The following is a 10,823-nucleotide window of genomic DNA, read 5'->3' as shown; positions in this document are numbered from 1 at the left end:
GAAGTGGATGAATAGATAGATTCTATCATTCCGAGCTATTAAATTCCACCCACCTTGTTTAGAATTAATAACTTCCATGTGCACCGAAGAACGGGTGGATGTTACTTTTACAAGTTACTCTATCAAAATAAATGTAAGAAATAAGAAAAAAAGACTTGCCATAGGAATGGTTTTATTGTATAATCATTTTTGCGAGTTTGAGAGAATCAGTTGCTCAAAGTAATGAATAATCAGACTTGCGAAATGAAAAAATGTTGAAATTTAGCGAATTTATATGCACCATTAGCTCAGCTGGCAGAGCACCTGACTCTTAATCAGGGTGTCCAGGGTTCGAACCCCTGATGGTGTACCAAAAACCCCAGAATTTACACGATTCTGGGGTTTCTCATTTTTTGGGAAAAGCGGAATTAACTCTTTACAAACCTTTATTGTCCTCTGTCCGCGCTGTATAGTAATGCAGACAAGGGTTGAATCAGAAAAGATTTTCGTATCTTTACACTGTCTGAAATTTTTAGTATGGTCTATAAACCATCCACATATTATAAAGATTAGAAATCGAAAAAGCTTTCCAGACGCATTTATCCGATCGTAGAACTCTGTTTTAAGAGCTATCTTCTGTAAACGTCCCGTTTTTCGCCTCCAACACATATACTTACAAAAAAGAATTAATATTCAAAATAGTCATTGACTTTATATCAACTATAAGGTTTATACTAAAATCACAGAAGGAAAACAGTTCGTGTTTGAACTAAGAAAGAAGGCGGTTTTATTATGAAGCGACGATTATAATCATCATGAAAAACATGGAACAATGTTTCGTATGTGTGGAAAATAGAAAGGAGGCCAGCTATGAAACTAGAAAAAAAGGGGATAAGTGTATTTGACTTTTTCACAATCGGATTTGGCGCGATTGTAGGTGTCGGCTGGGCAGTAATTGTGAATGACTGGATGGCGGCATCCGGTGGGCCGATCCCCGCGGCGGTAGGATTCCTGCTTACGCTGGTATTGGTTCTTCCGGTAGCCATGTGTTACGCGGAGCTTTGCCCGATGCTTCCGGTAGCCGGGTCCAGTGTAGCCTTTGGGTACCGGGCGTTTGGAGAGAAAACGGCCTTCATTTCGGGATGGTCGGCGATTATGGCTTTTTCCGCGGTACTCCCGTGGGAAGCGATTTATATTAACGATATTCTTGCGATGATTATTCCGGGAATCCAGGAAGGACCAATTCTTTACCATATAGCGGGATCGCCGATTTATCTCCGTTCCCTTCTGGTGGGAGAGGCATGCGCCCTGCTGATTTTTGCCATCAACTGGTTTGGCGCGAAAAGCTCGGCGATTTTCCAGAAGATCCTCTGCATCATATTGCTGGCGTCCATTGCGCTGACAATCCTGTGCTGTGTATTCCGGTTTGACTTCGCGAACCTGACGCCGGTTTACCAGAATGTAGGGGTAGGCAGCCACAGTGGCTTCTTTGGCGGCGCCGTAGCAATGTTCGCGATTGCTCCGTTTTTTATCTTCGGGTTTGAAACCATCCCGCAGGGCATTGAAGATGTTTCCGGTTCGATTAAGGGGGTCGGAAAGGTCATCTTTATTTCGATGATTATGGCAGGCATTACATACGCGTTAATCCTTTTCTTTGTAGGCGGCGCGTACCCCTGGCAGGAAACTGCTTTCTTAGACACACCGGCGGCGGGAAACGTATTAAAGCTGATCTATCCGGGAACTGTGGGAGAAGGACTATACATATTTATCCTGATCGGCGCCATCGCGGGGCTGATGACCACATGGAACGCCTTTTTCATCGCGACGCCGAGACTGGTCATGGGGCTTGGGCGAGCGCACCTGCTTCCGCCCAGATTCGCGAAAATGAATGAAAAGCACGGAACTCCGGGATTCGCGCTGATCTGCAGTGGAATCTTCTCCTGCTTAGGACCTTTCCTGGGAACCGCGGTTATCAGCACATTGACCAGTATGACATCGGTCGCTCTTATGGTATGCTGGTTTAACGATGCTCGTTCCCTGATTAAACTGCGCAAGGCGGAACCGGATCTACCGCGCCCGTATCGTTTGAAAGGCGGAGTTTTCATCGCAGGTGTCGGTATGACCGTATGCATGATCCTTTTCGTAATGTGCGTTCTGCCGATGTCGCCGGCCTATGTAGGCAACGCGGGTATCTGCGTAATCATCGCGTGGGGACTTCTGGGGCTGGGGTTCTACAAGGGAAACAGCAGAAAACGCAGCGAGGCTCCTCGTCAGGAGAAATACGACGCCTTGTTTGCCAACATGAAGAAGAGAGAAGTGGACCATAGCAAATTGACCCTGTAATTTGTTTTTACATTGGCTCTTCCGACCGAACCGATTATGGTGTATCCTATTAGAAATAAGATATCAAGGATGGAGAGAGCGATGAATTACAATTACAGATTACTTTCAAAGGAACAAGTATTCGGAGAAATGAAGATAGATGTTATCCGCGAACTTGGCGCGGAATGCGGCGTAACGGATTTTGCGGTTCTTTCAGGGGCGGATGCCAGTGAGGAAAGAACCGCAGCCTGGTTCCTGGCTTCCGCTTCCGGGTATGGAGATGTGTGCGCCGTCGATCCGGACGGCAGCCGGAGAGTCGCGTACGCCAACTCCCATGGCAGTGTGCGCCCGGCAGTGGTGTGCGGGGATCTTTCCGAACTGCCCTGCAAAACCGTTAAAGACATCTCCGGTTTTGAAGAAGCTGAATTTGGGGAGTATCCGCAGAATGCCGCGGATCGCGCCCTGGCTGGAACGTTAGAGCAGGAATTTGCCGAAGGAATGTTGCGGACAACCGGCAAGCTGTACCAGGCTCAGTATGAAGAATTTCAGTATGAGGGGGCGAAATATATCCGGGTGCCTTACGCCCTGGAAAAGACGTGTGTGCTTTCCAATGGAAAGAGTTGTAAGACCGGCGATGCCGTATGGATTGAGGTGTCGCCGGTCAAATGGCTGTATGACGCGAAGGCGAATCTTTTAATCAGCAGAAGGATCCTTACGTCCGGCGTCCTGTTTTCCGCGGAAAACTATTACAACGGTGATTTTGAAAAAACAGCGGTATACGTTTATTTGAACACAACCCTGGCGGAGGATCTGGTTCCCAGCGTTCTTTCGGATATGACTTTGGAGGAACAGGCTGAATATGAAGAAAACCGGAAAAAAGAGATGCGGCGAAAGAACCCCTATGGCCTGACCTTTGGAGAGGTCAGCGAAGAAGATATTATAAGAGGCGCCATCGAAAGCGATGTGCCGGTATTTCTTCATGGACCTTCCTCCGAAGGAAAGAGCGCCAGAGTAAAGCAGATTGACCCGACGTGCGAGATTCTTTATCTGCGCAATGCCACGCCGGACAGCCTGAATGGCAGGAGCGTCTACAATCAGGCTACCGGAGAGATGATCGATATTCCGCCTACCTGGTTTAAAAAAGTGCAGGCAAAATGTGAACGGGAGCCGGATAAACCCCATGTGGTTTTCTTTGATGAGATCAATAACGCGTTGCCCAGCATTCAGGGCATGGCCTTTAATATTGTGCTGGACAGAGAAGTCAACGGGATCTGGAAGCTTCCCGATAATGCCCGGATTGTAGCTGCGGGAAACGATATGCAGGATTCCCTGGCCGCGCAGCAGCTGGCCGCCCCGTTCTTTAATCGATTCGCCCATGTATATATTAATACGACAACGGAAAAATGGCTGAAATGGGCGCGCGAAAGCAGGATCCATCCCGCGATCTATGCCTATATCGCCTATAAACAGGGCGAAACGCTGAGAAGCAAATATGACGGAGAAAAGCCCAACGCGGATCCGAGAAAATGGGAAATGGCCTCCAAAATGCTTTACGCCACAGGACGGCCGGAAATGCTGCGATCGTTAATCGGGGAAGACATCACCGAAGAATTTGTCCAGTTCTGCAGTCAGCCGGTCATTACCCTGGAAGATGTTCTGCGTGGAAACTATAGTGACAGTGAGCTTGAAAAGCTGAATACGTCCCAGCGTTACGCGACAACAGTGGGACTGACACAGGCGGCAGACGAGGAAGTGGAAATCGTAAGGGCCTTTGTGTCGAAACTGGGAGAAGAATTCAGAGCGGTTTTTGATTCCTTTGCGCGGCCGGAGGAAAAGAAATGATTTGTGATATCGCCGCGCTTAGACGCAAGGTAATCGCCAGGTACCCATTCTTCGGAAGCATAGCGGCAAATATAGACTGCCAGGAAACGGAAGATGTCGAGACGATCGAACATGACTCGGAACATATTTTGTATAATCCGCGGTATCTGGCAGGGCTTTCCGACAGCAATCGGGTTTTTCTGCTGACCCGTGAACTGTGCCATATCGCTTTCCGGCACACGGAAAGGGGAGGTGGAAAAGACCCGGTCATCTGGGAACGGGCCGCTGAGGCGGTGATCAATCAGATGCTTAAACGGGACGGGCTGGATATCCCCACAGGTGATATCGATTATCCGGAAGCCATTGATTACGACGTGGAGCAGTACTATGAAGTTCTTCTCCGGGAGAAGCTGGCCATTGATTTGATAAATGGACAGCTGGAAGGCAGGGAAAACCCGGAAGGCGGCGAGGGCGAGGGAGTACCCATGCCCGGCGATGAGGATTCGGAGGATGATAACAGCGATGAAGCTGCTCAGGAGCAGTTGCTGGAAGGAGATGTCGGTGATGAAGGCGAAGAGTCCGGAGAAGAAGCCGATGGAGACTCTGATGAGGATTCCGACGATGAATACGCTCTGGTGGAGAAAAGACAATCAAAAGCCGGAAACGCGGACAGCAGGGATGAACGAATCGTAGAAGAGATCGGAAACAGCGCGCCGCTCATCGATTGGCGGCTGATTCTGCAGGACAGCATCAACTACGATGTGGACTGGTCCTATCGGAACGCGATTCTGGAAAACGGAGTTGTCGTGCCGGTTCTGGAAGACCGGCCTGTCCCGGAAACAGAAATTGTCCTGGATACCAGCTGGTCCGTAGATGAAGAATTGCTGAGAAATTTTTTGCGGGAATGCAAAAGCATCCTGACCTTTTCCAAGCTGAAAGCGGGCTGTTTTGACACGGTGTTTTATGGGTTTTATGACATTCGAACTGAAGAGGATATCGACAATATGCCTTTTGAGGGCGGAGGGGGGACCGACTTCAATACAGCGGCAGACGCGTTTTCTCTTCGGGTCGATAACCGGATTATTTTTACGGACGGACAGGCGCCGGTGCCGGATAAATTTCTGAACGCCGTGTGGGTAGTGTACGGCGATGCGGAAATAAAACCGATGGGAGGAAGGGTGATTTCCATTAAGCCGGAGCAGTTAAAAAACAGGTAGATAGTTGCTGCCGCGCAAAAAGGTTACCGACAGAATCTTCCGTGGCTCATAAAAATGGAAAATACGGAAATACTAATTTCATAAAAATATGGGTCAAAGGAGAGTGGTTATGGCAAAACGATATGAATGTGAACCTTGCGGATATATTTATGATCCGAGGATAGGGGATACGGACGGCGGTATTGCTCCGGGAGTTTCCTTTGAAGAACTGCCGGAAAACTGGATCTGCCCCAAGTGCGGAGTGGGAAAAGAATACTTTCATCCGGTCGATTGAGACAAGGTTAAAAAAGAGCCACGGCGAATAGAATCACCTGCCGGGCTCTTTTTTTTGATATGTAAGGTTGCTTTGAATGGGTTTAATTGAAGACCCGTCTCACTCCGGCCACCCGGCTGCGGTGGCTGTTTTTGATGGGCCAGATTACCACTTTATTGGGCCATGATTCGATTACCTTGCCGTCTCCTAGATAAATGGCAACATGAATAATCGCTCCGCCGCCTCCCCGGTAGAAGATCAGATCGCCGCGCTTTTTCTTACTGTAAGGAACGGCTTTGAATTTTTTACTTGTCCAAAGGTTGCGGGATTCGTATTCATAACCGGCCTTGGAATGACGCACGCAGCTTACCGGATAAGGATCCACCCCGGCAGCGTAAAGAGCCTGCATAATCAGACCGGAACAGTCGGCCCCCTGGCTAGGCTTTCCGGAAGCCCCTACGACATAATCGGAACCGAGATATTTTTTAGCGGTGCGGATCATTGCGTTAATGTGTTGCTTTTTCGTACTGGAGGGATTGACCTTGATGGGAGAAACATAGGCGCCCAGCGTTTTCCATGACTTTTTGGAAAATCCCATCTTGGTCCAGGTTTTCAAGTTTACGACGCCCGTTGCTTTCAAGTGTTTCCGGCGCTGAAAGGCCTTGACCTTCTGACGGGTCAGACTTGTATAACGAGGCCAGTATTTGCTTCCTATGTGAAAATAATTATTGACTTTACGCACTTTCAGTCCCATATATCCTGGGCGTAGTTTATAAGCGCCGGAATGCTTTAGAACGATTTTATCCTTGATCTGAACATATTTGGCGGGGTTCTGATAGTGACGCTTTGTTTTTATCGTTATGGAAGAGCTGGAAAACCCGGTACCCTCAGGGCTTTCCGGAGCCAAGATTCGCCAGGAAGAACTGGTTGCCTTCCACCAGTCATTCGGATAAGTAACCGTCAGAGAGGCGCTTTCACGGTTAGAGGTTTTATAAGTTTTTTTTGTAATCCATTTCCCATTTTTCTTCATCTGAAGTTGAACGGTCCGGCCATAAGCGGGCGAAACCGTAATTTTGTGAGAAAAAGAAGATCTTGCTTTCTTTTTCAGTTGGCCGGGAATTCCGGATACCGTGGTTTCCTCTTTTTTTACCTCAACGCGGATTGAGGGGACGCTGAGCCCTTCTTTTAGCGTGTAGGCGGAAGGAATCCGGGCGATGCAGGTAAAGGTTCCCACTTTGCTTCCAATCGAATCTGCGGAAGGGCTCCAGGAAACATCCAAATTCGTATAATCGGTCTGCCCTGCCAGACGAACCGAAAGTTTCGCCGGCAGAGAAGGCTTTTTCCCTGAACGCGCAATGATGCTCTGATGAGCAATGCCGGACTCCAGAGGCATAATTTCTTCGATTACAAAAGAGGTAGAAGCTTCTTCCGGAGGAAGCTCTGTATCGGTTGATTCCTCAGCAAAGGCTGTTTCAAAAGATAATAAAAAAACAAGTAGAAATACGGTAATAAAATGAAATTTTCGATGAATTTTCAATTTTAACAGATCCTTTCCATTATGAAATGCTTCTGCTCTCGGTAGCGCCACAGAGCCTTCACTATCTTACCATTAATTGATTATAAGGTAAATTAAATTCCTCTATTTTCCTTACATATTCTCAGAGAAAACAGCGAAGAATAGGAAACAGAGGAGGGATTAGAAATGAAAAATAATCAAAAAAAGCAGAGTGCGGAGAAAAATAACCGTATGAAAAACGAAAAGAACCAGAGCGAAAACTTCGACAAAAATAATAACGAATAGTTAAGACGCGAAAAAGAGCAGGACTGTTCCTTTCAGAAGCAGGCAGGGGGGACCTGCTCTTTTTTTGCAGAGAACCAGGAAATTTCGGTATCTTTTAGTCTGTTGTATTTGCCATCGGTTAAAGTTTGTAGTATAATATTAAAAGTTATAATCTCGGTGAAGTACGCCAAGAGAAAAACAGGGAGGCAAAATCCCTTGTAAAAACAGGAGACTTTGGCATGACAATCATAATGCTATTATTACTGGCGGTTATCATCCTGCTGCTGATAGCAGTGTTGATCCTTTGGCAGAGACGGGTGGGACAGCAGTACGACAGCATACAGGAGTTGAAAGAACAGCTGACGGAACTCGAAGGAACCTTGAAAGAGATCAAGACACGGCAGTCGGAATTTTTACAGACCTGGGTGGATATGCGGATAGAAGAACGGGAGGCAGCGGCCGCCCAAAGAGCGGAACAGGCCGCCGGAAGCTATAAGGAAGAGGACGCGGAGCAAAATTCCAAAGAACAGCTTCGGGAAGAATCCGGCTTAGAAACAGGCACAAAATCGCGGCAGGAAAATACGACAGAGATGGAATCAGATTTGGAATTTGAATTACCCGCCGGGGACGGACAAAACGAGGCGGGTGGAAATTCAGAAGGGCGCAGTAGGGTGCCGACATCATCATATAACATTGGAAAAAGCGGAAAAATGTATACCGAGGAAGAACTTGAACTGCTCATTAAAGAGTAGCAAGCAGAGGAGGAACTTATGTATTGTAGAAATTGTGGACAAAAATTGGCAGACGGGGATAAATTTTGCAGTTCCTGTGGCGCAAAGACAATTTTAGCAGACGAAAACAATAAGGCAGACGGAATCTCTAGCAGCGCGGGAACTGCGGAATCTCAGCCGCAGGTAGACAACGCGGCAGAAACGAAGGAACCTCTGTTTGAACCTTTTGACTTTAAATCTTTTGACTTTCTTGACAGCGATCCGGCTAAAAACGTAGAGCCAGAGGAAAAAAAAGTGACGCCTCCTTCAGAGGAATTTGATTGGAATATACATACATTCCCGGGCATGGGAGTAGAAAAAACAGAAGATATTGATTTTAACTGGTCTATGACGCCTGAAGAGGTTGACGCGGAAGAAAAAATGCATGAGAAAGCCTCTTTGCGGGAGTCTGCGGCGCCAGAGGTTTTCACTTCAGAAGAGAGGACTTGGACCTCTTCGCAGGATATGGCCGAAATAAAGGGTGGCGGAGCGGAAAATGCTCCGCAAAGCAATGAAAAGACAGCTTCATCCAGCCTGGAAGAGGAACTTTTCGGCAATCTGGACAGCAAAACAGACGAAGCGAGAAAGCAATCGGAAGAGATTGACAAATTTTTTACATTTCATAAAAAAAATGAAGAATTTCAGAAACTGCTTGATCAGGAATACGAAAAGATTAAATCCGGTAACATATTATCCGAAGAGATGAATACTGCAGAAGCAGTATCAGAAGAAAAGTTCGCGTCAAGAACACCGGAAGATCCGATGGAGGAATTATTTGCTTCGGAAGGAATCGTAAAGGGATATGAACCAAAGCCGGTAGAGTCTGACGTGTTAGAACGCATTGAAGCGGCGGAAGCGGAGAAAAAGGCCAGAGAAGAAGCTGCGAAACTGATCGAAGAAGAAAAGAGAAAAGCGAAAGAAGAAGCGGAACGTAAAGTAAGAGAAGAAGCGGAAGAACTGGCGAAAGCGCAGGCAGCGGAAGAAGCGGCAAGGCGCAGGCTTGATGAAGAAGCTAAGAGGTTGGCGGATGCGCGGGCAGCTCAGGAAGCGGCAGAGCGAGAACTGGAAAGAGCTGTTGCAAGAGGGGAACAGATCGAAGAAGAATTTTCGAATACGATCCCGGAAGCGGAGCCGGTTGAAACGGTAGACTCGGTAGCGTTCCCGCAGGAAGCAGAAGCTGAACCTGAAGACACAAAGCAAGGCGGGATCCCGGCGGCGGAAGAAGAGGAACAGCCGATAAAAACGAAACCTGTGGATAAGGCTGCGATCCTGGCAGGGATGGCAACGGCATCGGAAATGGTGCAGAGAGATCGGGCTTATGCGGCGGCGGAAGCTGCGGCAAAAGCGGCAGAACAGGCAGAACCGGTTCCAGAGCCGGATCCGATTGAACTTCCGGACTTTTTGGGACACCTAGAAGACACGGAACAGCCCGAGCAGGACCTTCAGGCGGAAGCGATTTCTGAAACTTCCGAACCGGAAACAGAAGAGTTGCTTACAGCAGTTGAAGCGGAGCCGGAGGACGTCGTGGAGGCTGTGGAAACCGTTGAAACATTTGAGGACCTTCAGGATATTGCTGTTCCGGAAGCAGAACCGGAAAAGATGGCGGAAGATTTGCAGGAAGTCCCGGCAGAACTGTTTTCTGTCGAAGATCTGCTGAGTGATGAACAACAGGCGGAGCCTGCGGAGACAGCGGCCTCTGAAGATGTCACAGATGCTACGCTGATCATGAATGAAGATACCGTAGCCCAGATTTTGACCGAACAGGAGCCTTCCAAGACTGTAAGCGATGAAACGATGGTATTCCCTGCGGACTACAACCCAGCGGAAGATATCAGCGAAGCAATCGAAGAAGAAAAGACAGATGGACAAGAAAAAGCGGAAATTCGATTTGCGGAACTGGACGATGAGGATGAGGACGAGGAATATGAAAAGGGCGGAAAGGGACGCATCGTACTGAAAGTCTGCCTGGTTATTCTGATTATTTTGCTGGTGATGGAAATCGCGGGAGTTGTAATTAAAATCGCAGCGCCAAGCAGTGGAGCGGCGAAGTTTATTGACAATCAGCTTAATAATGTGATCCATCTCTTCACAGGCGATGAAGACGCAGAATATGCTGTTTTCGCGAATACAGAAGACATCCGCAATGAGCCCATGGAAAATAAAACGGAGTTAATTAAGGCGGAAATGGGCAAGAATAAAGATGGAAATATACAAACCGTTGAGTACAACAAGGATCTGAAATTTGATCCAAATACAGAGTATGAAAACACAGACATACAGCTTACTCAGACTCTGTCTGACGTAACCTGGTACAAAGACGCGCAGAACAAGCAGGTGTATTATGATCAGGCGCTCGTAGGGACTATTATTGCCTATGACTCACAGAAGGTCAATTTGATGAATCATAATGACCGCAGTGTTCTGAACCTGATGAAGAAAGGTACCGATCTATATAAAGAGGTAAAAAAAGCGGGAGGAAATGAAAATATAACCTTCGAAAAGCTGCAGATTGGTGAAATCAGACAGGCAGGAAATTCGTATTTTGTATGGGTGTCTGAAAAAATTCAGAACTCGCAGGATGGTAATGGGACGACGGAAAAGATTTACGAAATAGAGCCGGACGGTGAGACTATGAAAGTTGTAAATAGTTACGAGCTTTAACGGCCGTGCTGAAAGCGCAA

At 47.5% G+C, this 10,823-nt stretch carries 7 protein-coding genes and 1 tRNA gene; 7 read left to right on the top strand and 1 reads right to left on the bottom strand.

Annotation, left to right across the window (positions count from 1 at the left end):
• The first annotated feature begins 276 nt into the window (after positions 1 to 276).
• The 5 genes from H9L42_RS12645 to H9L42_RS12625 all read left to right on the top strand — a co-directional run bounded on the left by H9L42_RS12645 (position 277) and on the right by H9L42_RS12625 (position 5,613).
• Positions 277 to 352, top strand: a tRNA-Lys gene (locus tag H9L42_RS12645).
• A 497-nt stretch (positions 353 to 849) separates the two neighbouring features.
• Complete coding sequence (locus H9L42_RS12640; RefSeq protein ID WP_187303765.1) at positions 850 to 2,322, top strand: APC family permease; 1,473 nt, start codon at positions 850 to 852, stop codon at positions 2,320 to 2,322.
• Between the two features lie 81 nt (positions 2,323 to 2,403).
• Positions 2,404 to 4,143: an ATP-binding protein gene (locus H9L42_RS12635; protein WP_187303764.1), complete on the top strand. Its 1,740-nt coding sequence runs from the start codon at positions 2,404 to 2,406 to the stop codon at positions 4,141 to 4,143.
• Positions 4,140 to 5,339 (top strand): DUF2201 family putative metallopeptidase, encoded by a 1,200-nt coding sequence (locus H9L42_RS12630; protein WP_187303763.1) that lies wholly within the window; start codon positions 4,140 to 4,142, stop codon positions 5,337 to 5,339. Before H9L42_RS12635 ends, H9L42_RS12630 begins: the two co-directional genes overlap by 4 nt.
• A 109-nt stretch (positions 5,340 to 5,448) precedes the next feature.
• Complete coding sequence (locus H9L42_RS12625) at positions 5,449 to 5,613, top strand: rubredoxin (protein WP_187303762.1); 165 nt, start codon at positions 5,449 to 5,451, stop codon at positions 5,611 to 5,613.
• An 82-nt stretch (positions 5,614 to 5,695) separates the two neighbouring features.
• Here H9L42_RS12625 and H9L42_RS12620 read toward each other — a convergent pair whose 3' ends face one another.
• Positions 5,696 to 7,129 carry a C40 family peptidase gene (locus H9L42_RS12620; protein WP_187303761.1) on the bottom strand — a complete coding sequence of 478 codons (1,434 nt, stop codon included), beginning with the start codon at positions 7,127 to 7,129 and terminating at the stop codon, positions 5,696 to 5,698.
• Between the two features lie 482 nt (positions 7,130 to 7,611).
• Between H9L42_RS12620 and H9L42_RS12615 the strand changes: the two genes are divergently transcribed.
• On the top strand, positions 7,612 to 8,124 hold the full coding sequence (locus tag H9L42_RS12615; RefSeq protein WP_187303760.1) for a hypothetical protein: 513 nt from the start codon (positions 7,612 to 7,614) through the stop codon (positions 8,122 to 8,124).
• Positions 8,125 to 8,142: 18 nt separating this feature from the next.
• A complete protein-coding gene (locus H9L42_RS12610) occupies positions 8,143 to 10,803 on the top strand; it encodes a zinc ribbon domain-containing protein (protein ID WP_187303759.1) in 2,661 nt (886 codons plus the stop codon).
• The last annotated feature ends 20 nt before the right edge of the window (positions 10,804 to 10,823 follow it).

Origin of the sequence: Zhenpiania hominis (genome assembly GCF_014333425.1) — a bacterium.
Taxonomy (GTDB): Bacteria; Bacillota; Clostridia; order Peptostreptococcales; family Anaerovoracaceae; genus Hominibacterium; species Hominibacterium hominis.
This window is presented reverse-complemented; position numbering and strand designations above follow the sequence as displayed.